Annotated in this window: 25 protein-coding genes; 19 read left to right on the top strand and 6 right to left on the bottom strand. The window is 65.4% G+C overall.

What is annotated here, in order from left to right; genetic code table 11:
- Both BLX41_RS22405 and gshB read right to left on the bottom strand, forming a co-directional pair.
- A partial coding sequence (locus tag BLX41_RS22405) for an energy transducer TonB (protein WP_259745080.1) occupies positions 1-672 on the bottom strand: 672 nt, incomplete at its 3' end.
- Positions 673-771: 99 nt separating this feature from the next.
- Positions 772-1,725: a glutathione synthase gene (gshB, locus tag BLX41_RS22400; RefSeq protein WP_123726650.1), complete on the bottom strand. Its 954-nt coding sequence runs from the start codon at positions 1,723-1,725 to the stop codon at positions 772-774.
- Positions 1,726-1,961: 236 nt separating this feature from the next.
- Here gshB and pilG point away from each other — a divergent pair, with 236 nt between their 5' ends.
- From pilG to BLX41_RS22370, 6 genes are all read left to right on the top strand, one after another.
- Positions 1,962-2,366, top strand: coding sequence for a twitching motility response regulator PilG (gene pilG / locus BLX41_RS22395; RefSeq protein ID WP_025131048.1), 405 nt, complete (start codon positions 1,962-1,964; stop codon positions 2,364-2,366).
- Positions 2,367-2,423: 57 nt separating this feature from the next.
- The gene (gene pilH, locus BLX41_RS22390; protein WP_011064000.1) at positions 2,424-2,789 is read left to right on the top strand and encodes a twitching motility response regulator PilH; all 366 of its coding nucleotides are present in this window, start codon (positions 2,424-2,426) and stop codon (positions 2,787-2,789) included.
- Positions 2,790-2,800: 11 nt separating this feature from the next.
- Complete coding sequence (locus BLX41_RS22385) at positions 2,801-3,340, top strand: chemotaxis protein CheW (protein ID WP_123726649.1); 540 nt, start codon at positions 2,801-2,803, stop codon at positions 3,338-3,340.
- A 140-nt stretch (positions 3,341-3,480) separates the two neighbouring features.
- Entirely contained in the window at positions 3,481-5,544 is a 2,064-nt protein-coding gene (locus BLX41_RS22380; RefSeq protein ID WP_123726648.1) for a methyl-accepting chemotaxis protein, read from the top strand.
- Between the two features lie 55 nt (positions 5,545-5,599).
- Entirely contained in the window at positions 5,600-11,506 is a 5,907-nt protein-coding gene (locus tag BLX41_RS22375) for an Hpt domain-containing protein (RefSeq protein ID WP_123726647.1), read from the top strand.
- Positions 11,499-11,993 (top strand): chemotaxis protein CheW, encoded by a 495-nt coding sequence (locus BLX41_RS22370; RefSeq protein ID WP_123726646.1) that lies wholly within the window; start codon positions 11,499-11,501, stop codon positions 11,991-11,993. The genes BLX41_RS22375 and BLX41_RS22370 overlap by 8 nt, the downstream gene beginning before the upstream one ends.
- 28 nt (positions 11,994-12,021) lie before the next feature.
- Here the strand turns inward: BLX41_RS22370 and BLX41_RS22365 are convergent, their stop codons facing one another.
- Complete coding sequence (locus tag BLX41_RS22365; protein WP_123726645.1) at positions 12,022-12,582, bottom strand: NADAR family protein; 561 nt, start codon at positions 12,580-12,582, stop codon at positions 12,022-12,024.
- Between the two features lie 193 nt (positions 12,583-12,775).
- Between BLX41_RS22365 and mdcA the strand changes: the two genes are divergently transcribed.
- The 9 genes from mdcA to madM all read left to right on the top strand — a co-directional run bounded on the left by mdcA (position 12,776) and on the right by madM (position 20,075).
- A complete protein-coding gene (mdcA, locus tag BLX41_RS22360; RefSeq protein WP_123726644.1) occupies positions 12,776-14,452 on the top strand; it encodes a malonate decarboxylase subunit alpha in 1,677 nt (558 codons plus the stop codon).
- On the top strand, positions 14,452-15,327 hold the full coding sequence (locus BLX41_RS22355; RefSeq protein WP_123726643.1) for a triphosphoribosyl-dephospho-CoA synthase: 876 nt from the start codon (positions 14,452-14,454) through the stop codon (positions 15,325-15,327). The genes mdcA and BLX41_RS22355 overlap by 1 nt, the downstream gene beginning before the upstream one ends.
- Positions 15,327-15,626 carry a malonate decarboxylase subunit delta gene (locus tag BLX41_RS22350; protein ID WP_123726642.1) on the top strand — a complete coding sequence of 100 codons (300 nt, stop codon included), beginning with the start codon at positions 15,327-15,329 and terminating at the stop codon, positions 15,624-15,626. Before BLX41_RS22355 ends, BLX41_RS22350 begins: the two co-directional genes overlap by 1 nt.
- Positions 15,619-16,470 carry a biotin-independent malonate decarboxylase subunit beta gene (locus BLX41_RS22345; RefSeq protein WP_123726641.1) on the top strand — a complete coding sequence of 284 codons (852 nt, stop codon included), beginning with the start codon at positions 15,619-15,621 and terminating at the stop codon, positions 16,468-16,470. Before BLX41_RS22350 ends, BLX41_RS22345 begins: the two co-directional genes overlap by 8 nt.
- Positions 16,467-17,270 (top strand): biotin-independent malonate decarboxylase subunit gamma, encoded by an 804-nt coding sequence (mdcE, locus tag BLX41_RS22340; protein WP_123726640.1) that lies wholly within the window; start codon positions 16,467-16,469, stop codon positions 17,268-17,270. Before BLX41_RS22345 ends, mdcE begins: the two co-directional genes overlap by 4 nt.
- Positions 17,267-17,893, top strand: a complete 627-nt coding sequence (locus BLX41_RS22335) for a malonate decarboxylase holo-ACP synthase (protein ID WP_123726639.1) — start codon at positions 17,267-17,269, stop codon at positions 17,891-17,893. The genes mdcE and BLX41_RS22335 overlap by 4 nt, the downstream gene beginning before the upstream one ends.
- Entirely contained in the window at positions 17,890-18,825 is a 936-nt protein-coding gene (gene mdcH / locus BLX41_RS22330; protein WP_123726638.1) for a malonate decarboxylase subunit epsilon, read from the top strand. The genes BLX41_RS22335 and mdcH overlap by 4 nt, the downstream gene beginning before the upstream one ends.
- 67 nt (positions 18,826-18,892) lie before the next feature.
- Positions 18,893-19,309 carry a malonate transporter subunit MadL gene (gene madL / locus BLX41_RS22325; protein ID WP_123726637.1) on the top strand — a complete coding sequence of 139 codons (417 nt, stop codon included), beginning with the start codon at positions 18,893-18,895 and terminating at the stop codon, positions 19,307-19,309.
- Position 19,310: 1 nt separating this feature from the next.
- Positions 19,311-20,075, top strand: a complete 765-nt coding sequence (gene madM / locus BLX41_RS22320; protein WP_123726636.1) for a malonate transporter subunit MadM — start codon at positions 19,311-19,313, stop codon at positions 20,073-20,075.
- 92 nt (positions 20,076-20,167) lie between these two features.
- On the opposite strand, the gene BLX41_RS22315 is transcribed toward madM, so the two are convergent.
- Positions 20,168-21,088: a LysR family transcriptional regulator gene (locus BLX41_RS22315; protein WP_123726635.1), complete on the bottom strand. Its 921-nt coding sequence runs from the start codon at positions 21,086-21,088 to the stop codon at positions 20,168-20,170.
- 155 nt (positions 21,089-21,243) lie between these two features.
- On the opposite strand from BLX41_RS22315, the gene trhA reads away from it, so the two are divergent.
- A complete protein-coding gene (trhA, locus tag BLX41_RS22310; protein WP_123726846.1) occupies positions 21,244-21,861 on the top strand; it encodes a PAQR family membrane homeostasis protein TrhA in 618 nt (205 codons plus the stop codon).
- A 285-nt stretch (positions 21,862-22,146) separates the two neighbouring features.
- On the opposite strand, the gene BLX41_RS22305 is transcribed toward trhA, so the two are convergent.
- Complete coding sequence (locus tag BLX41_RS22305; protein ID WP_123726634.1) at positions 22,147-23,052, bottom strand: LysR family transcriptional regulator; 906 nt, start codon at positions 23,050-23,052, stop codon at positions 22,147-22,149.
- 107 nt (positions 23,053-23,159) lie between these two features.
- Between BLX41_RS22305 and BLX41_RS22300 the strand changes: the two genes are divergently transcribed.
- The 3 genes from BLX41_RS22300 to BLX41_RS22290 are packed head-to-tail and all read left to right on the top strand — an operon-like array spanning position 23,160 to position 25,703.
- Positions 23,160-24,401 carry a D-amino acid dehydrogenase gene (locus tag BLX41_RS22300; protein WP_123726633.1) on the top strand — a complete coding sequence of 414 codons (1,242 nt, stop codon included), beginning with the start codon at positions 23,160-23,162 and terminating at the stop codon, positions 24,399-24,401.
- A gap of 20 nt (positions 24,402-24,421) precedes the next feature.
- A complete protein-coding gene (locus BLX41_RS22295; protein WP_123726632.1) occupies positions 24,422-24,772 on the top strand; it encodes a RidA family protein in 351 nt (116 codons plus the stop codon).
- 28 nt (positions 24,773-24,800) lie between these two features.
- Positions 24,801-25,703 carry a transporter substrate-binding domain-containing protein gene (locus BLX41_RS22290; RefSeq protein ID WP_123726631.1) on the top strand — a complete coding sequence of 301 codons (903 nt, stop codon included), beginning with the start codon at positions 24,801-24,803 and terminating at the stop codon, positions 25,701-25,703.
- A gap of 128 nt (positions 25,704-25,831) precedes the next feature.
- On the opposite strand, the gene BLX41_RS22280 is transcribed toward BLX41_RS22290, so the two are convergent.
- A partial coding sequence (locus BLX41_RS22280; protein ID WP_123726630.1) for an RsmE family RNA methyltransferase occupies positions 25,832-26,014 on the bottom strand: 183 nt, incomplete at its 5' end.

Here is a 26,014-nt window from a genome sequence, read left to right as displayed (position 1 = left end):
CTGCTTGCGCCGGGCTTCCTCGGGGTAGTTGAGGTTGCCGATGCGCTCGACCTTCTTGCGCCATTCGTCCTTATACCAGGCGCCCTTGTCGCGCATGGTGGAGGCGGCGCTCAGGCGGTGGATGCGTGGACGCTTGGCGTACAGCTGCTGTTCGTTGGCCAGCTCGGCTTCCAGGCTGGAAATCTCGCTGGACAGTTGAGAGCTGTCGAAAGTCGGGGTGGCGGCCTTGGGCGTGGGGTCCTTCTTGACCTCTTCACGCTGGGTCACGGTCTTTTTCGGCTTGGGCGCGGTGGTGGCCACGGCCGCCTTGGGTGCGGTTTCCTTGACTTCAGGTTTGACCGACGGCGGTGGCACGACCTTTTTCACCGAGTTGTCCTGGAAGGGGGCGACTTCGGTGGTTTTCGGAATGGCCTTCTTGTCCAGGGTGCCGCTGCCTTCCTGGTTGTCCTGGGCGAGGAAGTCGGCCTTCTTCGGCTTGGTTTCGCTCTTGAAGGTGGCCAGGGTGATTTCCAGGGTCTTGCTGATCGCCTTGGGTTCGGCGAAGGAAAACCCCAGGCCGAGAATCAGTGCCAGGTGCAGGAGCGCCGCCAGGAACAGGGTAAATCCCAGGCGATCGGCCGCGCGCACGCCGCTATGGGCCAGCTCGGGGGGCAGGTCGGACGGAAGGCTCATCGACGGTTCGACATCACAGGAGGCATTACACAACCAACATCACGGTTTCACAGGCGGCGCATGATAACGCAATGTTGGTTGGTGCTTGGTTGTTCTACATCACTTGGCTTTGAGCTTCTGATCGATGGCATCCATCAGCAGCGCGCCGATGTTGGTGCCGAAGGCATTGTCGATTTCACGGATGCAGGTGGGGCTGGTGACGTTGATTTCCGTCAGGTGCTCGCCGATCACGTCGAGGCCGACGAACAGCAGGCCCTTGGCCCGCAGGGTCGGGCCGACCTGAGCGGCAATCCAGCGATCCTTGTCGCTCAGTGGACGGGCTTCGCCACGACCGCCGGCGGCCAGGTTGCCGCGGGTTTCACCGGCGGCGGGGATGCGCGCCAGGCAGTAATCCACCGGTTCGCCATCGATCATCAGGATGCGCTTGTCGCCGTCCTTGATGGCCGGCAGGTAGGCCTGGGCCATGATCTGCTGGCTGCCGAGCACGGTCAGGGTTTCCAGGATCACCGACAGGTTCGGGTCGCCGGCGCGGTGACGGAAGATCGAGGTGCCGCCCATGCCGTCCAGAGGCTTGAGAATCACATCGCCATGCTGGGCCGCGAACTCGCGCAATACATCGGCGCGACGGCTGACCACGGTGGGCGGGGTGCACTGGGGGAACAGGGTGGCAAACAGCTTTTCATTGCAGTCGCGCAGACTCTGGGGCTTGTTCACCACCAGCACGCCTGCGCTTTCGGCCTGTTCCAGCAGGTAGGTGGAGTAGACGAACTCCATGTCGAAGGGCGGGTCCTTGCGCATCAGGATCACGTCCAGATCGCTCAGGGGGCAGTCGATTTCGGCGTCCAGCTCGAACCATTTCTCCGGGTTGGCGAATACCTGCAATGGCCGCATGCGTGCCCGGGCCACGCCGGCGCCCTGGTACAGGTCGCGCTGCTCCATATAGAAGAGAGTCCAGCCGCGCTCCTGGGCGGCCAGCAGCATGGCCAGCGAGCTGTCCTTCTTGTAGGAGATGCTGGCGATAGGGTCCATGACAATCCCGACGCGAACGCTCATGGGTGGATTCCTTTAAGAAAATGAGTGGGAGCAAGGCAAAAAAAGTGGCGTCAGAGTGGCGCTGACAGGGGCCTGGGTCAAGGAAAAACCACAGCCTGGCGTGGTCCATAGATTGCAGGGGGGAGAGTGTGCTAAAAAGGCTCGCATGCCGGGCCGAAGCCTTGAAGTTCAAGGGTTTGGGGCGTTGGCCAGCGGTACCGGATCAAATCATTCGCTGGGGCGATGGCAGAGCAGATATGGAACAGCATTCCAACGCCTTGAAGGTGATGGTGATCGACGATTCGAAGACGATTCGCCGCACGGCCGAAATGCTGCTGAAGAACGTCGGCTGTGAAGTCATTACCGCAGTGGACGGCTTCGAAGCGCTGTCGAAGATCGTCGACCACCACCCCGGAATCATTTTCGTCGACATCATGATGCCGCGGCTCGACGGTTATCAGACCTGTGCGCTGGTGAAGAATCACAGCGCTTTCAAGTCCATTCCCGTGATCATGCTGTCCTCCAAGGACGGCCTGTTCGACAAGGCCAAGGGGCGCATCGTCGGCTCCGATCAGTTTTTGACCAAACCCTTCAGCAAGGAAGAACTGCTGAGCGCAATCAAGGCCCACGTTCCGGACTTTGTCGCGCTTGCGCCACAGTAGACACGCACAACGGCGTCCGGCCAGCGGGCTGCGCGCCTATACCGTATGGGGAAGACCATGGCTCGTATTCTGATCGTCGATGACTCGCCGACTGAAATGTACAAACTCACCGGCATGCTGGAAAAGCACGGCCATGAAGTGCTCAAGGCCGAGAACGGTGCCGACGGCGTGGCCCTGGCCCGGGAAGAAAAACCCGACGCCGTGCTGATGGACATCGTCATGCCCGGCCTCAATGGCTTCCAGGCCACCCGCCAGCTGACCAAGGACGCCGAGACCAGCCATATCCCGGTGATCATCATCACCACCAAGGATCAGGAAACCGACAAGGTCTGGGGCACCCGCCAGGGCGCCAAGGACTACCTGACCAAGCCGGTGGACGAAGAGACCCTGATCAAGACCCTGAACAACGTCCTGGCCGGCTGACCGCCCCGGCCATGAGCGAATCCCAGACCGCCTTCGAGCTGCTGCTGGAGATCGACCAGCGCTGTCGCCTGCTGGCCGCCGACCTGCCGTCCCAGGAAACCCGCCAGCACAGTTGGAGCGGTATCGGTTTCCGCCTGGGCGAGCACTGGTACGTCGCGGCCATGGGCGAGATCAGCGAAGTCCTGCACGAGCCGCGCTACACCCTGCTGCCCGGGGTCAAGCCCTGGGTCAAGGGCGTGGCCAACCTGCGCGGACGCCTGCTGCCGATCATGGACCTGTGCGGTTTTTTCGGTCATGAACTGTCGCCCCTGCGCAAGCAGCGGCGGGTGCTGGTGGTGGAGTACAAGGAATTGTTCGCCGGCCTGCTGGTGGATGAGGTGGCCGGCCTGCAGCACTTTGCCCAGGACAGCCTGGAGCCCGGCCTTGGCGGGTTCTGCGACGCTGCGATCGATCCCTACCTGCAAGGGCTGTTTCGTCGTGATCAGGTCTGGCAGGTGTTCAGCCCCTTTGCCCTGGCCCGTTCTTCCGGGTTCCTGGAGGTGGCGGCGTGAATGATTGCCCGGTGCCTGTGCAGCCCCTTTGCAGTGCCACGGCAGGCTCGTGCCTTCCTGGATCAACCCATGCTGCCCTGGCGATGCGTGCGTCCCGGGGACTCGAATGCGGGACCGCCCGCTCGCCACAGGCCTGATCGATGACCAAAGCCAAAACCGGAAAGCCCCTGGAAGGCTCCCGCAGTCGCTCGCAGATCATCGTGCTGTTCATCGCACTGATCGTGTTCATCATGCTGCTGTTCGCCAACTTCGCTTACCTCAATACCCAGGCCACCTACGACAAGCAGTACATCGGCCATGCCGGCGAGCTGCGGGTGCTGTCCCAGCGCATCGCCAAGAACGCCACCGAGGCGGCGGCGGGCAAGGCCGCGGCGTTCAAGCTGCTGGGGGATGCGCGCAACGACTTTGCCCAGCGCTGGGGCTATCTGAAGAAGGGCGACCCGGCCACTGGCCTGCCCGGCGCCCCGGTGGTCCTGCGTCAGGAAATGCGCGCCGTGCAGCTGGACTGGGAAAAACTGCTGAAGAACACCGATGCGATCCTGGCCAGCGAACAGACTGTGCTGTCCCTGCATCAGGTGGCCGCGACCCTGGCGGAAACCGTGCCGCAGTTGCAAGTGGAATACGAGAAGGTGGTGGAGATCCTGCTCCAGCGCGGCGCCCCGGCAGCCCAGGTGGCCATGGCCCAGCGCCAGTCGCTGTTGGCCGAACGGATTCTCGGTGCGGTGAATACGGTGCTGGCCGGCGATGAAAACGCCGTGCAGGCCGCCGATACCTTTGGCCGCGATGCCGCGCGTTTCGGCCAGGTGCTCAACGGCATGCTGCAAGGCAACCCCGGACTGAAGATCAGCCAGGTCGAAGACCTCGACGCCCGGTCCCGTCTGGCGGAGATTTCCGAACTGTTCGAATTCGTTTCCGGTTCCGTGGACGAGATTCTCGAAACCTCTCCCGAGCTGTTCCAGGTGCGCGAATCGGCGAGCAACATCTTCAGCCTGTCCCAGACCCTGCTGGACGAAGCTTCGCTGCTGGCCACCGGCTTCGAGAACCTGGCCGGCAGCCGCAAGCTGGACACCATCGGTGGCTACGTCCTGGGCCTGCTGGCACTGGCGTCGATCATTCTCATCGGCTTGGTGATGGTCCGCGAAACCAACCGCCAGTTGCGGGAAACCGCCGAGAAGAACGAGCGCAACCAGAACGCGATCATGCGTCTACTGGATGAGATCGAGGACCTGGCGGACGGCGATCTGACGGTGACCGCCTCGGTCACCGAGGACTTCACCGGCACCATTGCCGACTCCATCAACTATTCCGTCGACCAACTGCGGGACCTGGTGGCCACCATCAACCTTACCGCCGGCCAGGTGGCCGGCGCGGTGCAGGAAACCCAGGCCACCGCCATGCAGCTGGCGGAAGCCTCGGAGCATCAGGCGCAGCAGATTTCCGAAGCCTCCACAGCGATCAACGACATCGCCCAGTCCATCGACCAGGTCTCGGCCACCGCTGCGGAGTCCTCGGCGGTGGCCGAGCGCTCGGTGGAAATCGCCAACAAGGGCAACGAGGTGGTGCACAACACCATCCACGGCATGGACAACATTCGTGAACAGATCCAGGACACCGCCAAGCGCATCAAGCGCCTGGGCGAGTCCTCCCAGGAAATCGGCGATATCGTCAGCCTGATCGACGACATTGCCGACCAGACCAACATCCTGGCCCTCAACGCGGCGATCCAGGCCTCCATGGCCGGCGATGCCGGGCGCGGTTTTGCCGTGGTCGCCGATGAAGTGCAGCGCCTGGCGGAGCGCTCCTCGGCGGCCACCCGGCAGATCGAGACCCTGGTGCGGGCGATCCAGACCGACACCAACGAAGCGGTGATCTCCATGGAGCAGACCACCACCGAAGTGGTGCGTGGCGCGCGTCTGGCTCAGGACGCCGGCGTGGCCCTGGAAGAAATCGAGGGCGTATCCAAGACCCTGGCGGCGCTGATCCAGAGCATCTCCAATGCGGCCCAGCAACAGACCTCCTCGGCCGGACAGATTTCCCTGACCATGAACGTGATCCAGCAGATCACCTCGCAAACCTCGTCCGGCTCCACCGCGACCGCCGAGAGCATCGGCAACCTGGCGAAGATGGCCAGCCAACTGCGTCGCTCTGTGTCCGGCTTTACCCTGCCGGCGAGCCGGGGACCGGCCCCGAATGACAACCGCTGACGCTGGGAACCCGTTTGCGATCTGGCGAGCACAGAAGGTTTTGACTGGAGTGGTTATGGTTGACCGGCATGACTATGTGGCCCTGGAATGGGTCAAGGGCGAAATTGCCGAGACCTTGAAACAGGCCTATCAGGCACTGGAGCACCTGGCGGACGATCCCCAGGCCCTGGATGCCCTCGACCAGTGCCTGGAGGGGATTCATCAGGTCCATGGCAGCCTGCAGATGGTGGAGTTCTACGGTGCCGCGCTGCTGGCCGAGGAGATGGAGAAACTCGCCCTGGCCCTGCAGCAACAGCGGGTGGCCCAGCGTGACGAAGCCCTGCGCCTGCTGCGCCAGGCCATCAGCCAGTTGCCCCAGTACCTGGACCGGGTGCAGAGCGCCCGGCGCGACTTGCCTCTGGTGGTACTGCCGCTGCTCAACGACCTGCGCAGTGCCCGGGGCGAAAGCCTGCTGTCGGAAACCAGCCTGTTCAGCCCGCAATTGCCCAGCCTGCCGCCGCTTTCCGACAAGGTCCTGGCGGCCCTGGAGCCCCTGGAGTTCCCGACCCAGTTGCGCAAGCTGCGACACATGCTGCAGACCGCGCTGGTGGACTTGCTGCGTGAGCAGGACGCCGAAAGTTGCCTGGGCCACATGGCCAAGGTCTTCGAGCGCCTGGAGGCCCTGTGCCAGGATGCACCGCTGGCGCCTTTGTGGCATATCGCCTCGGCCCTGGTGGAAGGCATGCGCCAGAACGAAATCGCCAACAGTCCGGCGGTGCGCAGCCTGCTCAAGGACGCCGACAAGGAACTCAAGCGGCTCCTGGAGCAGGGCATGCCCGGCATCAACCAGGCGGCTCCCGCTGAGTTGCTCAAGAGCCTGTTGTTCTACATCGCCAAGGCGCGCCATCCCACCCCATTGATGCTGACCATGAAAGAACGTTACGGACTGGACGATGCCTTGCCCGACAGCGCGGTGGTCGACGAGGAGCGGGCCCGCATGGCCGGCCCCGATCGCGACGCCATGCGTTCGGTGCTGGCGGCGTTGTGCGACGGCCTGGTGCGGGTCAAGGAGCGCCTCGATCTGTTCGTGCGCAGCGATCGCCAGCACGCCGGCGACCTGGACAGCCTGCTGTCGCCGTTGCGGCAGATCGCCGACACCCTGGCGGTGCTGGGGTTCGGCCAGCCGCGCAAGGTGATCATCGACCAGTTGGCGGTGGTCCAGAGCCTGGCTCAGGGCCAGCGTGCGCCGGACGACGCGGTGTTGATGGATGTGGCCGGTGCCCTGTTGTATGTCGAGGCGACCCTGGCCGGGATGGTCGGCACTGTGGAACCGGAGAGTCGCGAAGAAAGCCGCCTGCCCACCACCGACCTGACCCAGATCCACCAACTGGTGATCAGGGAGGCGCGACTCTGCCTGCAGCAGGCCAAGGACCTGATCATCGAGTGCATCGAAGGTGACTGGGAGCGCGAGCTGCTGGTTTCGGTGCCGGAGCTGCTGACTCAGGTACGCGGTGCCCTGGCGATGATTCCGCTGCCCCGTGCGGCCAGCCTGATGGAGGCCTGCAACCAGTTCATCATCGAGCATCTGCTGCTGGCGCAGCCCCGCCCGGACTGGCAGCAACTGGACCACCTGGCTGACGTGATCACCAGCCTGGAGTACTACCTGGAGCGCTTGAGCGAGGACCATGAAGCCCCGGGGGAAAAGATCCTCGACGTTGCCGAGCAAGGCCTGGCCGCCCTCGGTTACGTACCGGTGGAACAGGTGCCGTTGCTGGATCAGCCCCTGAGTCACAGCGAGGCCCAGGTGATGCAGGACCTGGATGATCCCCAGGTGGTGCAGTCCCTGGGGGATGTGCTGGCGGTGCCGGTATCGGCCCTCAACCCGCCGGCCCTGATCACCCCGGGCAGTCTGCTGCCGCCACCTCGGGACGAGGAGCCCGTGGACGACGAGCTGCGGGAAGTGTTCCTCGAAGAAACCGAGGAAGTGCTGGAAATGCTCCGCGAGTACCTGCCGCGCTGGGCGGCCGATCCCCAGGGCAAGTCCGCCCTGAGTGAGTTGCGCCGGGCCTTTCATACCCTCAAGGGCAGCGGCCGCATGGTGCGAGCGCTGGTGCTGGGGGAACTGGCCTGGGCAGTGGAGAACCTCCTCAATCGAGTACTGGAACATAGCGTGGCTCCCGGCACTGAGGTCCTGCAACTGATGGAGGACACGCTGGAGCTGTTGCCTGAGCTGATTGCCGAATTCGCCGCTCAGGCCCAGCGTCAGCGCGATGATGTCGATCGCCTGGCGGCGCGTGCCCATGCCCTGGCCAAGGGCGCCGAGGAGCCTGCCAGCGTGCCACCGGACGACGACGCCCTCGACCCGCAATTGCTGGAAATCTTCCGCACCGAGGCCCAGACCCACCTGGACAGCCTCAACCGCTTTCTCGATCAGGCCGCCGAGCACGTGCCGCTGCAGGCCAGCGACGAACTGCAGCGTGCCCTGCACACCCTCAAGGGCAGCGCCTCCATGGCCGGAGTGCTGCCCATCGCCGAACTGGCCGGGCCCTTCGATCAACTGGCCCGGGAGTACCGGGCGCACCTGATTCCCCTGGACCTGGATGAAGTGGAACTGTTGCTGGAGGCCGAAGGCCTGCTGCGCCGTGGCTTGCGGCAGCTGGACAGTGATCCGCTGGCGCCCATCGACGGTGCCCGTTCATTGGTCGGCCGCGTCCTGGCGCTGCTGGGGGAGCGTCTGGAAGCCCTGCTCAACGCCCCGGACAGTGCCCCTCGGGGCAAGCGCGATCCGCAACTGATCAATAACTTCCTGGCCCAGGGCATGGACATCCTGCTGGATGCCGAAAGCCTGTTGCGGCGCTGGCAGCAGCATCCCGGCGAGCGCCAGGAGCTCAGCGCCTTGCTGGACGAACTGACCACCCTCGGTGAAGGCGCTCACCTGGCCGACCTGCATCCGGTGGATGAGCTGTGCGAGGCCCTGCTCGATCTCTATGGCGCCGTGGAGGAAAGCAGCCTGGCGGTCAGCGAGGGCTTCTTCCAGGAAGCCGAAAGCGCCCATGAGGCCTTGATCAACATGCTCGACGAACTGGCGGCGGGCCAGGAAGTCAGCCCGCGCCCGGAGCGAGTCGAGGCCCTGCGCGCACTGCTGCACCAGGGTCTCGATCCGTCCGCCACCGGCTTGATCAGGAGCGATGGCAGTCGCGTCCTGAGTATCAGTGAGCTGGGGGCGGCCACCGCTCGCCTGGAGCAGGCTTCAGCGCCTGTGCAAGCCGATGACGAGATCGTCGAGATCTTCCTCGAAGAAGCGGTGGATATCCTCGAAAGCGCCGACCAGGCCTTGCAGCGCTGGTTGGCCGATCCCGACAATGCTGCACCGCTGTCGTCCCTGCAGCGAGACATGCATACCCTCAAGGGCGGTGCGCGCATGGCCGAAGTGGCCCCGGTGGCGGAACTGGCCCATGAGCTGGAGTCGCTGTACGAGGGGCTGGTGGACCGGCGCTACAGCCACAGTCAGCACCTGGGGCTGCTATTGCGCAGCAGCCATGAGCAATTGGCGCTGCTGCTGGAGCAATTGCAGGGGCCGCGGCCGCTGGACGATTCCCGGGCTCAGGTCGATGCCGTGCGGGCCTATCGGCAGCAGGCCGCGAGCCCTGCGGAGCTGGCGCCGAGCACGGCGCAGGAAGACAGTGCCGGCCAGGATCCGGAGCTGCTGGAGATCTTCCTCGAAGAGGGCTTCGACATCATCGACAGCTCCGCCGCGGCCCTGGGCCGCTGGCAGGCCGACCCCCAGGCCCGCCAGGAAGTGGAAACCCTGCTGCGGGACCTGCACACCCTCAAGGGCGGTGCGCGGATGGTGGAAATTACCCCCATCGGCGATCTGGCCCACGAGCTGGAGTTTCTCCTCGAAGGCCTGTCGGCCGGCCAGCTGCAACCCAGCCCGGCGCTGTTCACCCTGTTGCAGAAAAGTCACGACCGCCTGGCGCAGATGCTCGACGCAGCCCGGGCCGGCCAGCCCATCGAGGCGGCGCAGAAACTCATCGACGCCATCCACGACCTGAGCCATCCCCGTGTGCCGTCCACACCTGGTGTGCCAACCCCGCTACCGGTGAGCAAGCCCGAGCCTGTCGCACCCGTTGCGGAAGCGGCGGCAGCCGGGGACATGGTCAAGGTATCGGCGGAGTTGCTGGACGACCTGGTGAACCTGGCCGGGGAGACGTCGATCTTCCGTGGCCGCATCGAACAACAGGTCAACGATGCCCGGGTGGCCCTCGGCGAAATGGAAACCACCATCGAACGGATGCGCGACCAGTTGCGCCGCCTGGACACCGAGACCCAGGGACGGATTCTCAGCCGCCAGCAGGTGGAGGCCGAACGCCTGGGCTACGAGGAGTTCGACCCCCTGGAAATGGATCGGCACTCGCAGTTGCAGCAACTGTCCCGGGCCCTGTTCGAGTCGGCTTCGGACTTGCTGGACCTCAAGGAAACCCTCGACCGGCGCAACCATGACGCCGAGAACCTGTTGCAGCAGCAGGGGCGCATCAATACCGAGTTGCAGGAAGGCCTGATGCGCACCCGCATGGTGCCTTTCGAACGCATGGTGCCAAGGCTCAAGCGCATCGTGCGCCAAGTGGCCGAAGAGTTGGGCAAGGACGTGGAATTCGTGGTGGGCAACGCCGAGGGGGAAATGGACCGCAACGTCCTCGAACGCATGGTCGCGCCCCTGGAGCACATGCTGCGCAACGCCGTGGACCACGGCCTGGAATCCGTCGAGGCGCGGCTGGCCGCCGGCAAGCCGCGACAGGGGCGGATCACCCTCGACCTGTCCCGGGAGGGTGGCGACATCATCTTCGACATGCGCGACGACGGTGCCGGAGTGCCCCTGGAGGCGGTACGCAAGAAGGCCATCAAGCGCGGCCTGCTGGACCCGCAGTCTCCCATCAGCGACCGCGAGGTGCTGCAGTTCATCATGCAGCCGGGCTTTTCCACCGCCGAGAAGATCACCCAGATCTCCGGGCGCGGCGTGGGCATGGACGTGGTCCATGAAGAAGTGCGCCAACTGGGCGGCAGCATGAGCATCGATTCGGTTGCCGGCCAGGGTGTGCATTTCCGTATTCGCTTGCCATTCACCGTCTCGGTCAACCGGGCATTGATGGTGCAGTGCGCCGACGAGCAGTACGCCATCCCGCTGAACACCGTGGAAGGCATAGTCCGGGTGCTGCCGGGTGAACTGGACGCCTATTACCAACTCGACCCGCCGCGCTATGAATACGCCGGCCAGCGTTATGACCTGTGCTACCTGGGGGAGCTGCTGCACACCGTGCCGCGGCCCAAACTCCTGGGCCAGGTGTTGCCGTTGCCGGTGCTGCTGGTGCACTGCAACGACCAGCGCATTGCGGTGCAGGTGGACACCACGGCCGGCACCCGGGAGATCGTGGTCAAGAGCCTGGGGCCACAGTTCGCGGCGGTGCAGGGCCTGTCCGGGGCGACCATTCTTGGCGATGGCCGGGTGGTGCTGATTCTCGACCTGCTGGCGCATATCCGCGCACAGCAGCTGCAGGCGCCCCTGCCGCGTCCGGCCGGGGAGGAAGCGGTCAGCGAGGTGGAGCCGCCACGGCCGATGCTGGTGCTGGTGGTGGATGACTCGGTCACCGTGCGCAAGGTCACCAGCCGCTTGCTGGAGCGCCACGGCATGAACGTGCTCACCGCCAAGGATGGAGTCGATGCCATGGCCGTGCTGGCCGAGCACACCCCGGACCTGATGCTGCTGGATATCGAAATGCCGCGCATGGACGGCTTCGAAGTGGCGATCCAAGTGCGCAACGATCCCCGTCTGCAGCGCTTGCCGATCATCATGATCACTTCCCGTACCGGTCAGAAACACCGTGACCGGGCCATGGCCATTGGCGTCAACGACTACCTCGGCAAGCCTTATCAAGAGTCGGTGTTGCTGGAAAGCATCGCCCTGTGGAGCAAGAACCATGCTTGATCACCGCTCCAGCACCCTCACCGGGCTGTTGTTGCCCCTGGCCGACCGCACCCTGATCCTGCCGAATGTCGCGGTGGCCGAGTTGATCGACTACCAGCAGGGCGCCTTCGACCTGGACTCGCCACCCTGGTACCAGGGCCGGGTGCACTGGCGCGAGCGGCGGATTCCGTTGATCAGCTTCGAATCGGCCTGTGGCAACAAGACCGTGATCGGCGAGCGGGCTCGCATTGTTGTGCTCAATGCCCTGGGCGGGCGCCCGGAACTGAAGTTCATCGCCTTGCTGGTGCAGGGCATTCCCCGCTCCTGCAAGCTCGACAGCCAACTGAGCTATGTCGACGTGCCCCTGGCGCCCCTGGAGAAAGCGGCGGTGCAGGTGGCCGAGCTGGTGGCCAAGGTGCCGGATCTGCTGGCGCTGGAAGAGTTGCTGGTGGAGGGCCTTGAGGGCCTCTTCGCCGGCAAGCCGGCTCCTGCACAAAAACGCCTGTAGGCGCTGGCTGGCCGGCGAAAGCAGCGCTTCAGGCAGTACGCAACCTGTCCCGCACTTCCATCAGCGCATAGCCCAGCAGGTTCAGGCCGCGCCATTGCTCCGGCCGGCTGGCCTTGGCGTCGTCGGCGGCCAGGCCAATGCCCCAGATCCGGTCCACCGGGCTGGCTTCCACCAGCACCTGATCCCGGGTGGACAGCAAGTACTCGCCCAGGGCCGCGTGCTGGCTGAACTTGGCCAGGTTGCCCCGCACCACGATGTCGAAGCGCGCCTCGGTCCAGCGGGCGTCGTCGAAACCGCGCACCTCACGGCCCAGTTGCTTGACGTCGGCGGGTGTCACCGCCTTGAGAATGCGCCCGTGGGTTTCCCGGTCGTCGAACAGCAGGGCCTTGCCGGCCATCATGAAGTGCTCGGCGCTGGGATAGTGGATGCCCTCGATCTCGAAGCCGGCGTCAAACCACTGGCTGAAGCAACTCGGGGAAATGCGTCCGTCCCGGGTCGGCTGGTGCCCCCAGAACATCAGGTAGTCGGGCTGCAGGCCGTGCGTGATCTGTTCCAGCAGCGCCTGGTTCGAGCGAATCGGTGTGTCCATGCTGACTCTCATCATTGTCTGCTCAGGCCATGGGTTGGCCGGTCCGGTGGGCATTGTGTACCGAGAGCGAGAAAGGGCGCCATTGGCACAGCAATCGTTACGCTCAGCGTAACTATCCAGCGCCGGGCTTGATTGATGCCCCAGGGTTTCACTCCTATGGTGACTGCCACGACAGCGAACCCGTGGAGTGAGCATGACAACAACAATACCCCCCGACGCGCGCTGGTCGCGGCGGCGCAGCGAAAAGCAGCGGCGCCTCGAACAGGTGCGGGCCATCGCCGATGGCGTGGTGTTGCCGAGCGACAAGATTGTCGCTGCCCTGGAAGCCCTGATCCTGCCCGGCGACCGGGTGGTGCTGGAGGGCAATAATCAGAAGCAGGCGGACTTCCTGTCTCGGTCCCTGGCCAAGGCCGACCCGGCCAAGCTGCATGATCTGCACATGATCATGCCCAGCGTCGGCCGTTCCGAGCACCTGGACCTGTTCGAGCGCGGCATCGCCCGCAAGCTGGACTTTTCCTTTGCCGGCACCCAGAGCCTGCGCATCAGTCAGTTGCTGGAAGACGGGCTGCTGGAAGTCGGCGCCATTCATACCTACATCGAACTCTATGCACGGCTGGTGGTGGACCTGATCCCCAATGTGGTGCTGTCCGCCGGGTTCATGGCCGACCGCGCCGGCAACATCTACACCGGCCCCAGCACCGAGGACACCCCGGCGCTGATCGAACCGGCGGCTTTCAGCGACGGCATTGTCATCGTTCAGGTCAACCAGTTGGTGGACGATGTCAGCGAGCTGCCCCGGGTCGACATTCCCGCCTCCTGGGTCGACTTCGTGGTGGTGGCCGACAAGCCGTTCTACATCGAACCGCTGTTCACCCGCGATCCACGGCATATCAAGCCGGTGCATGTGTTGATGGCGATGATGGCGATCCGCGGCATCTACGAAAAACACAATGTGCAGTCGCTGAACCACGGCATCGGTTTCAACACCGCGGCCATCGAGCTGATCCTGCCAACCTACGGTGAGTCCCTGGGGCTGAAGGGCAAGATCTGCCGCAACTGGACCCTCAATCCCCATCCGACCCTGATCCCGGCCATTGAAAGCGGCTGGGTGGAAAGTGTGCATTGCTTCGGCACTGAACTGGGCATGGAGAACTACATCGCTGCCCGCCCGGACGTGTTCTTCACCGGTCGTGACGGCTCCCTGCGTTCCAACCGGATGTTCTGCCAGCTGGCCGGGCAATACGCGGTGGACCTGTTTATCGGCGCCACCTTGCAGGTGGACGGCGACGGCCACTCTTCCACCGTGACCCGCGGCCGTCTGGCCGGATTCGGCGGGGCGCCGAACATGGGCCACGACCCGCGCGGGCGGCGCCACGGCACTCCGGCCTGGCTGGACATGCGTGTCGACCCGAGCGATGCGCCCCAGGCCATGCTGGAGCGGGGCAAGAAGCTGGTGGTGCAGATGGTGGAAACCTTCCAGGAAGGCGGCAAACCGACCTTTGTCGAAACCCTGGATGCTGTGGAAGTGGCGCGCAAGAGCGGCATGCCCCTGGCGCCGATCATGATCTACGGCGACGACGTCACTCACTTGCTCACCGAGGAAGGCATCGCCTACCTGTACAAGGCCCGCTCCCTGGAGGAGCGCCAGGCGATGATCGCTGCGGTGGCCGGGGTCACGGCCATCGGCTTGCGGCACAACCCCAAGGACACCGCCCGCATGCGTCGTGAAGGGCTGATCGCCTTGCCCGAAGACCTCGGCATCCGTCGTACCGACGCCAGCCGCGAGCTGTTGGCAGCGAAAAGCGTCGCCGATCTGGTGGAGTGGTCGGGTGGTCTGTACAACCCGCCCGCCAAGTTCAGGAGCTGGTAATGCACGCATTCAACCTGCAATCACAGACCCTGAGTCTGGCCGAACGCCTGGCGGACCTGGCGGTGGACGCGCTGATCGACGAGGCCGACCTGTCGCCCAAGCCGGCCCTGGTGGACCGACGCGGCAATGGTGCCCATACCGATCTGCACCTGGGCTTGATGCATGCTTCGGCCCTGTCACTGTGGCCGGCCTTCAAGGAAATGGCCGAAGCGGCGCTGGAGTTCGGTGAAGTCGGCCTGCCTCTGCGCGAAGCCCTGGGCCGCATCGGCCGCGAAGGCGAGCAGGCCATGCTCGCCACCACGGCGGGGGTGAATACCCATCGCGGGGCGATCTGGGCCCTGGGCCTGCTGGTGGCCGCCGCTGCGCTGGAGCCTCAAGCCACAGGCGCCGGCAGTGTTGCACTGCGGGCCGCGCGTCTGGCCCTGCTGGAGGATCGTTACGCACCACGGCCCTTGAGTCATGGCGCCCAGGTGGCTTTGCGCTACGGCGTGCGCGGCGCTCGGGAAGAAGCCCAGCAAGGCTTCCCCGCGGTGCTGCAATGGGGGCTGCCCCAGCTCAAGCGCAGCCGCGCCCAGGGCCATGGCGAACAGAACGCCCGGCTCGATGCCTTGCTGGCGATCATGAGCCGTCTGGCGGACACCTGCGTGCTGTACCGCGCCGGTGAGCAAGGCTTGCAGGCCATGCAGCAGGGCGCCCGGGCGGTGCTCGATGCCGGCGGCAGTGCCAGCCTCGCCGGTCGTCGGCGTTTGCATGAGCTGGACCTGCAACTGCTGACCTTGAATGCCTCGCCCGGCGGTGCCGCTGATTTGCTGGCGGCCAGCCTGCTGTTGGACCGGATCGAATCCGCCGACGCCTTTATCCAGGGAGCGCTGTAATGGAAACCTTGTCTTTTGAATTCCCCGCCGGCCAGCCCGGTCGTGGCCGCGCCCTGGTGGGCTGTGTTGGCTCCGGCGACCTGGAAGTGCTGCTGGAGCCGGGTCAGCCCGGCAAATTGACCATCCAGGTCCAGACCTCGGTGAATGGCAGCGCCCCGCGCTGGCAGCACCTGTTCGAGCGCATGTTCGATGGCCAGACGCCGCCGGCGCTGCTGATCGACATCCATGATTTCGGCGCCACTCCCGGGGTGGTGCGCCTGCGCCTGGAACAGGGCTTCGAGGAGATCGGCCATGACTGACAGCGCACGTTTGTTGAGCAAGCACAGCTTCGTCGAACTGGGCGCCCGGCAGCGGGCCCGGGCCTTGCTGGATGCCGGCAGTTTTCGCGAGCTGCTGGATCCTTTCCAGCGGGTCATGTCGCCCTGGCTGGCGCGTCAGGGCGTGGTGCCCCAGGCCGACGACGGCGTGGTGATCGCCAAGGGCCGCATCGCCGGTTTGCCGGTGGTGATTGCCGCCATCGAAGGCGCGTTCCAGGGCGGCAGCCTGGGTGAAGTGGGCGGGGCGAAGATCGCCGGGGCCCTGGAGCTGGCCGCCGAGGACAACCGCAACGGCATCCCGACCCGCGCCGTGCTGCTGCTGGAAACCGGTGGCGTGCGCTTGCAGGAAGCCAACCTCGGGCTGGCGGCGATTGCCGACATCCATGGGGCAATCGTCGATCTGCGCCAGTACCAGCCGGTGATCGGTCTGGTGGCCGGCAGCGTCGGCTGTTTTGGCGGCATGTCGATTGCCGCCGGGCTGTGCAGTTATCTCGTGGTCACCCAGGAAGCGCGCCTGGGGCTCAACGGCCCGCAGGTGATCGAGCAGGAAGCGGGGCTTGAGGAATACGACTCCCGGGACCGGCCGTTCATCTGGAGCCTGACCGGCGGCGAGCAGCGTTTCGCCAGTGGCCTGGTGGACCGTTACGTGGCCGACGATGTGGCGCAGATCCAGGCTCAGGTCCGCGAGTTGCTGGCCCTTGGCTTGCCCGAGCGGCAGCGCAGCCGCGAGGCTGATCTGTACCTGCAACGTCTGGCCCGCCTGGACACGGCACCGCAGATTGATGCGGCGACGGTTCGCGATCTGTATCAAGGAGACCGCTCATGAGTGCTTGTTCCCTGAGGGGCCTGAACTGGCTCCAGGCCTTGAGTGGCGGTGCCGCTCCGGTTGCTGGCCTGCCGCCATCGTTGCGGGTGGCCGACGCCGAGCTGGGTGGTCAGCCGGCCCGCTTTATCGCCGTGGTGGCCGACCCGGAAAATCGCTTTCCCCGCGCCCGCCAGGGTGAAGTCGGACTGCTGGAAGGCTGGGGCCTGGCCAAGGCCGTGGAGGAGCTGATCAGCGCTGACCGCGATCAGCCCCACAAGCGAGCGCTGATCGCCATTGTCGATGTGCCGAGCCAGGCCTATGGCCGTCGCGAAGAGGCCCTGGGCATTCATCAGGCCCTGGCTGCGGCGGCCGACAGCTACGCCCGGGCGCGGCTGGCCGGGCACCCGGTGATTGCCCTGTTGGTGGGCAAGGCCATGTCCGGGGCCTTTCTGGCCCACGGTTATCAGGCCAACCGCTTGATCGCCCTGCGCGATCCCGGGGTGATGGTGCATGCCATGGGCAAGGCGTCGGCGGCGCGGGTCACCCTGCGCAGTGTCGAGGAGCTGGAAGCCCTGGCCGCCAGCGTGCCGCCCATGGCCTATGACATCGACAGCTACGCAGGTCTCGGGCTGCTCTGGGAAACCCTCTCGGTCAGGCAGATCGAACAGCCGACGGTGGAGGATCTGACGGTCGTCCAGGAATGCCTGCTGGCGGCGATTGCCGATGTGCGGGCCAAGGGTGTCGACCTCGGCAGTCGCCTGGGGGCGGTGAATCGGGCGGCGTCGAGCCGGGTCCGCCAATTGCTGCGGGAACAGTGGTGAGCGGGCTCGGCCCTTGGCTGCCCCACGATCTGCTCTGGGGCATGACCCCCGGGCAGCTGGCGACCGATGCTCCGGACTGGGCCTTTGCGGTACTGGAGGCCGGGCAGCCGGTGGTGGTGCGGCGGGCCCTGGCCGCCCCCGGGCTGATCGCCGTGGGGCTGCGGGGCACTTCCCGGGAGCAGCGCTATCCGGCGCTGCTGGCGCTGGAGTCGGTGCAGCGGGGCGTGCGTCCTGAGGACCTGTGCCATGTGCCTTTTTCACAGCCCTGGCCGGCGCTCCGGGCGCTGCAGCAACTGCGCAGTGCACTGGACGCTCTGGGCCTGGTCTGGGGCGTCAGTGGCAGTGCCGGTTTCGAGCTGGCCTCTGGCGTCCCGGCGTTGCATCAACTGAGTGATCTGGATCTGATCCTGCGCACCGACGAGCCTTTTACCCGGCTCCGGGCCCGAGAGCTGCTGGGGCTGCTGGACAGCGCTGGTTGCCCGGTGGACCTGCAATTGCAGGTGCCGGCCGGGGCACTGGCTCTGCGCGAGTGGGCGGGGTCGGCGCAACGCGTGCTGCTCAAGAGTGCCCGGGGCGCCAGGCTGGTGAGCGATCCCTGGTGCGCCCTGGAGTGTGCCGCATGAGCAGCTTGCTGGTGTTTCCCGGCCAGGGGGCGCAGCAGCCCGGGATGCTCCGGCGCTTGCCGCAGAGCCCCGAGGTACAGGCTTGCCTGCAAGAAGCCAGCGAGGTGCTGGGCGAGGATGTGCTGACTCTGGATTGCGCAGAAGCCCTGGCCACCACCCGCGCGGTGCAGTTGTGCCTGCTGATAGCCGGGGTGGCCAGCGCTCGGACCCTGCTGCGCTCGGAAGCCACCGTGAACTATGTGGCGGGCCTGTCCATTGGCGCCTATCCGGCGGCGGTGGTGGCCGGGGCCCTGGAGTTCGCCGACGCCTTGCGGTTGGTGAGCCTGCGGGGCGAACTGATGCAGCAGGCTTATCCACAGGGTTATGGCATGACCGCGTTGATCGGCCTGGATCTGGGCGCGGTGGAAGGACTGCTGGCCCAGGTCCACAGCCCGCAGATGCCGGTGTACCTGGCCAATATCAATGCCGACAACCAAGTGGTGATCGCCGGCAGCGATGCCGCCATGCAAGCCGTGGCCGAGCTGGCCCGGGGTTGCGGGGTCGGTGTGACCAGGCGCCTGGCCGTCAGCGTGCCGTCCCATTGCCCGCTGCTGGAACACCCGGCCCGGACCCTGGCCGGCGCTTTTGCCGCGGTGTCCTTGCAGGTGCCCAGGCTGGGCTACCTGAGTGGCAGCCGGGCGCGGCCGATGCGCTCGGTGGAACAGCTGCGCGATGACCTGGCCTTCAACATGTGCCGGGTCGTGGATTGGCGCGGCACCGTGCAAGGCGCCTACGAGCGCGGGGTGCGCCTGCAGATCGAACTGCCGCCCGGCGCGGTGCTCACCGGACTGGCACGCCGGGTGTTTGAACAGGGTTCAGTGATCGCCTTCGACGGCGCGCGCCTGGACACCTTGCAGGCGCTGTTGCGTGAGGAGGGAAGCCGCGACCGATAGAGCACCGACTCAGGCTGACGAAGCACAAGAACAACAACTTCGACGATGCACTTTGAGGACAACGACAATGATTATCTACGGTGTGGCCTTGCTGGCGATCTGTACGCTGGCGGGCGTGATTATCGGTGACATGCTCGGCGTGTTGCTGGGAGTGAAGTCCAACGTCGGCGGAGTCGGTATCGCCATGATCCTGCTGATCTGCGCGCGTCTGTGGATGCAAAAGCGCGGCGGCATGACCAAGGATTGCGAGATGGGCGTCGGCTTCTGGGGTGCCATGTACATCCCGGTGGTGGTGGCCATGGCCGCCCAGCAGAACGTGGTCACCGCGTTGCACGGCGGGCCCGTTGCCGTGTTGGCCGCCATTGGTTCGGTGGTGCTCTGCGGTTGCACCATTGCCTTGATCAGCCGGACCCACAAGGGCGAGCCATTGCCGGCCGAGCCGTTGGAGCCGGGCGCTGACGCCGCTCCGGCAGGGGGGCGCTGACATGTGGGATCTGATCGAGAAAGGCCTGGAACACAATGGTCTGGTCACGGCCTTCGCTTTCGTCGGGGTGATCATGTGGATCTCGGTGCTGCTGTCCAAGCGCCTGACATTCGGCCGGATTCACGGCTCGGCGATCGCTATCGTCATCGGTCTGGTGCTGGCCTGGGTCGGCGGCACCGTGACCGGTGGACAGAAGGGCCTGGCGGATCTGGCGTTGTTCTCCGGTATCGGCCTGATGGGCGGGGCCATGTTGCGGGACTTTGCCATCGTCGCCACGGCCTTTGAGGTGCAGGCCACCGAGGCGCGCAAGGCCGGGATGATCGGCGCAGTGGCGCTGCTCCTGGGCACGGTGCTGCCGTTCATTGTCGGTGCGAGCATTGCCTGGGCTTTTGGTTACCGCGATGCGGTGAGCATGACCACCATCGGCGCGGGGGCGGTGACCTACATCGTCGGCCCGGTGACCGGCGCGGCCATTGGTGCCAGTTCCGATGTGGTGGCTCTGTCGATTGCCACGGGCCTGATCAAGGCCATCCTGGTGATGGTGGGCACGCCGATGGCGGCGCGCTGGATGGGCCTGGACAATCCACGTTCGGCGATGGTCTTTGGCGGTCTGGCCGGCACGGTCAGCGGGGTGACGGCGGGGCTTGCGGCAACCGACCGGCGACTGGTGCCTTACGGCGCCTTGACGGCAACCTTCCACACCGGCCTGGGTTGCCTGCTGGGGCCGTCGCTGCTGTTCTTCATCGTCCGCGGCCTGGTGGGCTAACCCCCTGTAGGAGCCCGGCGAAGAGGCCCGTGAGGCACACGCTGTTCTTGCGGACGCCTTCGCTGGCAAGCCAGCTCCTACGGGGCGCGGTGTCAGGACGAGCCCTGGCGGTTGGCGTACATCCGGCATTCGGCCAGGAGCGCCAAGAGGTTCGGGTCGCGCTCCTTGGCCTTGAGAAACACCACACCGATATGCTGCTGCAGGCGGTAGCGCGCCTGCAGCGGTATCAGTTTCACGCGGTTCTCATACACCGCCGCGATCCTCCCCGGCAGCAATGCATAACCCACCCCGGAGCTGACCATGCTCAGCAGGGTGAAGATGTCGTTGACCTGCATCGCCACCTTGGGTTCGAACCCCGCCTGCTTGAACACCCGCACCCCGTCCTGATGGGTGGCAAAGCCCTGGGTCAGGGTGATGAAGGTGGCGTCGCGCACGTCGGCCAGGTCCACTTCGCTCTGCTGGGCAAAGGGCGAATCGGCGGGGGTGGCGAGAAAAATGTCATCGGAAAACAACGGCAGTTGCTCGCAGTCCGGGTCGTGGGCGCTGTCGTCCAGGGAAATCAGGATGGCGTCTACTTCCATGTTCTTGAGCTTGTACAACAGGTCGATGTTGGAGCCCAGGATCAGGTCGATGTTCAGTTCGCTGCGGCGCAGCTTCAGGCCCATGATCAGCTGCGGCACGGTTTTCACCGTCAGCGAGTAAAGCGCGCCGAGCTTGAAACGTTCTGCCGAGAAGCCCGCGGCTTCGCGGGTCAGGCGCACGCTCTCGACCACGTCCTGGATCAGTTTCTGGGCCCGCTCTTCCAGGACGAAGGCGCTTTCCAGCGGCGTCAGGTTGCGCCCCTCATGCTTGAACAGCGGGCAGCGCAGAGCGTTTTCCAGGGAGTGGATGGCCCGGTGCACGCTGACATTGCTGGTCTGCAACTCGGCGGCGGCGCGGGCCAGGTTGCCGGTGCGCATGAAGGCCAGAAACACTTCGAGCTTTTTCAGGGTCAACTCTTCGTCGATGAGCATGGTCCGGACTCTGCTGAGGAGGGGCTGATGATGCCCGATCGGTCAGGACGTGGCCGCTGGTTTTTTCTCGGCCGCGCCCCAATAGACATATTGCGCTTTCAAGCTGCAGGCCTGAGCCTTGCGTGTTTTTTCAATGTTTCAAGGGTGAGCGACTGATGTATCACGGAGAAAGATTCAACGCCTGGACCCACCTGCTGGGGGCAATCGCGGCGTTTATCGGCGGCATCTGGCTGGTGGTGCTGGCCAGCCTCGATGGCAGCCCGTGGAAGATCGTCAGCGTGGCGATCTATTCCTTCACCTTGCTGGTGCTCTACAGCGTGTCCACGGTCTACCACAGCGTGCGTGGGCGGGCCAAAGGCATCATGCAGAAGGTCGATCACTTTTCCATCTATCTGCTGATTGCCGGCAGTTATACGCCGTTCTGCCTGGTGACCCTGCGCGGGCCCTGGGGCTGGACCCTGTTCGGGATTGTCTGGGGGTTGGCGCTGATTGGCATCCTCCAGGAGATCAAGCCGCGTTCCGAGGCGCGAATTCTTTCCATCGTGATCTACGCGGTTATGGGCTGGATCGTGCTGGTGGCGGTCAAGCCGTTGCTGGCGGCCTTGGGGCCTGCCGGTTTTGCCTGGCTGGCCTCGGGAGGGGTGCTGTACACCGTGGGCATCATCTTCTTTGCCCTGGATAGCCGCCTGCGCCATGCCCACGGCATCTGGCATCTGTTCGTGATCGCCGGCAGCCTGCTGCACTTCATCGCCATCCTGTTCTACGTCCTGTAGGGGCCGGCTGGCCGGCGCAGCGGGTCCTCTGGATTTGCGCCGGGCTGGCGGACGCTTTCGCTGGCAAGCCAGCTCCTACGGGGCGGGGTGTTGTGGATTGGTGTAGGAGCCGGCTTGCCGGCGAAGAGGCCCTCTGGATTTGCACCTTGCTGGCGGACGCCTTCGCTGGCAAGCCAGCTCCTACGGGGTGGGGCGTTGTGGATTGGTGTAGGGGCCTGCTTGCCGGCGAAGAGGCCCTCTGGATTTGCACCCTGCTGGCGGACGCCTTCGCTGGCAAGCCAGCTCCTACAAAGGGCGGTCCAGTTGGGCCTGGGCCTGGCGGGCGAAGATTTCCAGCAGGCTGGCCAGGGTGTGGGGCGGCGGTTCTGCGGCACGGGTCACGGCGTACAGGGTGATCGGCAGCGGCGGGCTCAAGGGGCGGATAGCGGTGCTGGCCGTTGAGGCGCCCAGGGCGGTAAAGGGGTCGATCAAGGCCAGCCCGGCGCCGGACTCGACCATGGCCCGGGCCAGGGAATAGGTCTGCACGGCAATGCTCACCCGCGGCGGCGGCTCCACCGACTTGAGGTAGCTGTCGAGCCGGGCCGACAACGGGTCGGCGCTGCTCAGGCCAATCAGCGGCGCGTCCGCCAGCTCCTGCAGCGCCAGGGGCTGGCCGCGGCGGTGCTCGGGCCAGAAGCCCAGCGGTGCCAGGGCCACCAGCACACCCTGGGCCAGGGGTTGGGCGCTCAGGCCCGGGTGATCCGGGGGTTGCAGGGTCAGCGCCAGGTCGATTTCGCGCATCAGCAGGTTCTGTACCAGTTCGCGGCTATGGGCGCTGGACAGTTCACACAGGCTGTCCGGGTAAAGGCGGGTCCATTCACTGATGGCTGGCGGCAGCAAGGCCAGGGCCAGGGCCGGGGTGGCGCCGATGCGCAGGCTGTGGCCCGGCGCCCGGCGCAGGTTCTGGGCCAGGCGCCGTACCCCTTGCAGGCTTTCGCTGACCTTGTCCACTTCCCGTTCCAGCTCCAGGGCTTCCGGGGTTGGTTGCAACTTGCCCCGCACCCGCAGGAACAACGGGAAACCCAACTGCAGTTCGGCGTGCTGCAAAACCTTGGTCACTGCCGGCTGGGAGACATGCAGCAACTGCGCTGCGCCGCTGATGGAGCCGGTCTGGCGGATGGCCTGGAAAATCTCGATATGACGAAGGCGCATGGGGCAGTCCATAACCTTTGTTTATGGGAGGTCCATCTTTATTCATTGTCCGGCGCCTGTCACCTGCCCCTAACCTTGGGCCATCGACCAACAGGCCAGGGGCAGTCATGAGTCAGCGGGTTTGCATCATTGGAGGGGGCGTCATCGGTTTGGCCAGTGCCTACGCCCTGGTCCGCCAGGGGTTCGAGGTGACCCTGGTGGAGGCCCAGGAGTCCCTGGGCAGCCAGACCAGCTTCGCCAACGGCGGGCAGCTGTCCTATCGCTATGTGGCGCCTCTGGCCGATGCCGGAGTGCCCTGGCAGGCCCTGGGCTGGATGCTCAAGGGCGACTCTCCGCTCAAGCTGCGGCCACGCCTGGACCCGGCGCAGTGGCGCTGGCTGGCGGGGTTCCTCGGTGCTTGCCGGCACTCGGTGAACCGGCGCAATGGCGCGCACCTGCTGCGCCTGGCGCTGCTCAGCCAGAGCACCCTGCAAAGCTGGCGCGAAGAGGATGGCCTACAAGGCTTCGACTGGCGGCGCAACGGCAAGCTGGTGACTTTCCGCGAGCAAAAAAGCTTCGAGCACGCCCGGCACAACCTGGCGGACAGCGGCCAGCAACAGGTGCTTTGCGCCGCCGAATGCACGGCCCTGGAACCGGCCCTGGGGGATACGCCCTTCGTCGGCGGTATCTATACCCCGGATGAAGAAGTGGCCGACTGCCACGCCTTCTGCCAGCAACTGGCCACGCGGCTGCGCGCTTCCGGGCGCTGCGAAATCCTTCTGGGCCAGCGGGTGCGGGGCATTCACCAGGGGGGGGATAAGGTCCAGGCCATCGACCTGGGGGAGCGCGTGTTGCCGGTGGACCAACTGGTGCTGGCTGCCGGGCACCGTAGCGCCGAACTGCGCCTGCCCGGGCTCCAGCTGCCGCTTTATCCGCTCAAGGGCTACAGCCTCAGCGTGCCCATCGGCCCGCAGCACCGGGCGCCAGACATCAGCATCACCGATTACAACCGCAAGATCGTCTATGCGCGCATCGGCCAGCAACTGCGGGTGGCGGCCATGGTCGACATCGTCGGCTTCGACCCGGCGCCAGACCCCGGCCGCCTGGCCCTGATGCGCCGTCAGGCGGCCCAGACCTTTGCCGAGGCCGGCGACTATCAGGCTGCCGTGGAATGGGCCGGCATGCGTCCGGCTACCCCCAGCGGCGTACCGCTGATCGGGGCCACTGCCTACCGCAACCTGTGGCTCAACCTCGGCCACGGCGCGCTGGGGTTCACCCTGGCCTGCGGCAGCGGCCAATTGCTGGGCGAACTGATCGGCCAGCGCTCCACCAGTATCGACATGCAGGGCCTGACGCCCCGCGTTGCCTGAACGTTAAAAGGAGTCTTCAGATGAGTATCCAGCGTATCCACAGCAACGAGCGCCTGAGTGGCGCGGTGACCTTTGCCGGATTGGTGTTTCTTTCCGGGCAGGTGCCGGGGGCCAGCAGCGATATCGGCGGCCAGACCCGCGAGGTGCTGGAAAAGATCGACGCCTTGCTGGCCGAGGCCGGCAGCGACAAGGAGCACCTGCTCAGCGCGACGATCTACCTCAAGGACATCCAGGCCGATTTCGCGGTGATGAACGAAGTCTGGTCGGCCTGGCTGTCCCCCGGCCAGGCGCCGGCGCGCACCACCTTGCAGGCGGCCCTGGCGCGCCCGCAGATCCTTGTCGAAATCAGCATCATCGCGGCCCGCCGCTAACTGCCCTTACCCACAACGGAGAATAACAATGCATAAGATCACGTTGCTCGGCTGCACCTTGGGGCTGCTGTTCAGCGCCATGTCCCAGGCCAATGAAGCGCCTCTGCAGGGCACCCTGGCCAAGATCGCCAACAGCGCCAGTATTACCTTGGGTTATCGCGATGCCTCGGTGCCCTTTTCCTACGTGGGGGATAACAGCGGCAAGCCCATGGGCTATTCCGTGGAGCTGGCGAGCAAGGTGGTGGAGCGCATCCAGCAGCAGTTGCACCTGCCCAACCTGAAGGTGAAATACAACCTGGTGACCTCGCAGACACGCATTCCCCTGGTGCAGAACGGCACCGTGGACCTGGAGTGCGGTTCCACCGGCGTGACGGCCGAGCGGCAGAAGCAGGTGGCGTTTTCCTATGGCTTCATCTACGTCAAAGGCCAGTTGCTGACCGCCAAGGACAGTGGGATCAAGAGCTTCGCCGACCTGCGGGGCAAGAATGTGGTGACCACGGCGGGGACCACCAACGAGCGTTTTCTCAAGAGCTACAACGTCGAGCACAAGATCGACATGTTCGTGATCAGCGCCAAGGACCACGGCGAGGCGTTCCAGATGCTGCAGTCGGGGCGTGCGGCGGCGTTCTACATGGATGATGCGCTGCTGTACGGCGAGCGGGCCAAGGCGCGGGACCCACACAACTGGGTGGTGGTGGGGGAGGAGCAGTCGCGGGAGATCTACAGCTGCATGGTGCGCAAGGATGACCCGCAGTTCCTGGCCCTGGTCAACGGCGTCCTGGCGGATCTGTATCGCAGTGGAGAGATCAACGGCATCTACCAGCGCTGGTTCCAGCAGCCGATTCCGCCCAAGGGCCTGAACCTGGAGTTCCCCATGACCGGTGAGTTGAAGGCGATCATCGCCCAGCCCACCAGCGATCCGGTGCAATAACCGGCTATTGCGCCGCCACCTGCAGGAGCCGGCTTGCCGGCGAAGGGGCCTTTGATACGTGTACGGGACTGATGGCCGCCTTCGCTGGCAAGCCAGCTCCTACGGTGGGTGTTTGAACGGGGACTGTTTTAGAAATCGCCCCACAGTTGCTGGGCTACGGCCAGGGCGACCACGGGGGCGGTTTCGGTGCGCAGCACGCGAGGGCCGAGACGGGCAGGCAGGAAGCCTGCGCCGTGGGCCTGCTCCACTTCGGCATCGGACAGGCCGCCTTCCGGGCCAATCAGGAAGGCCAGGGTCTGGGGTTTGGCATG

This window comes from Pseudomonas protegens, from assembly GCF_003732485.1.
In the GTDB taxonomy this organism is placed as follows: Bacteria; Pseudomonadota; Gammaproteobacteria; order Pseudomonadales; family Pseudomonadaceae; genus Aquipseudomonas; species Aquipseudomonas protegens_B.
The sequence above is the reverse complement of the archived record's forward strand: the minus strand, read 5'-3'. Positions and strand labels throughout refer to the sequence as shown.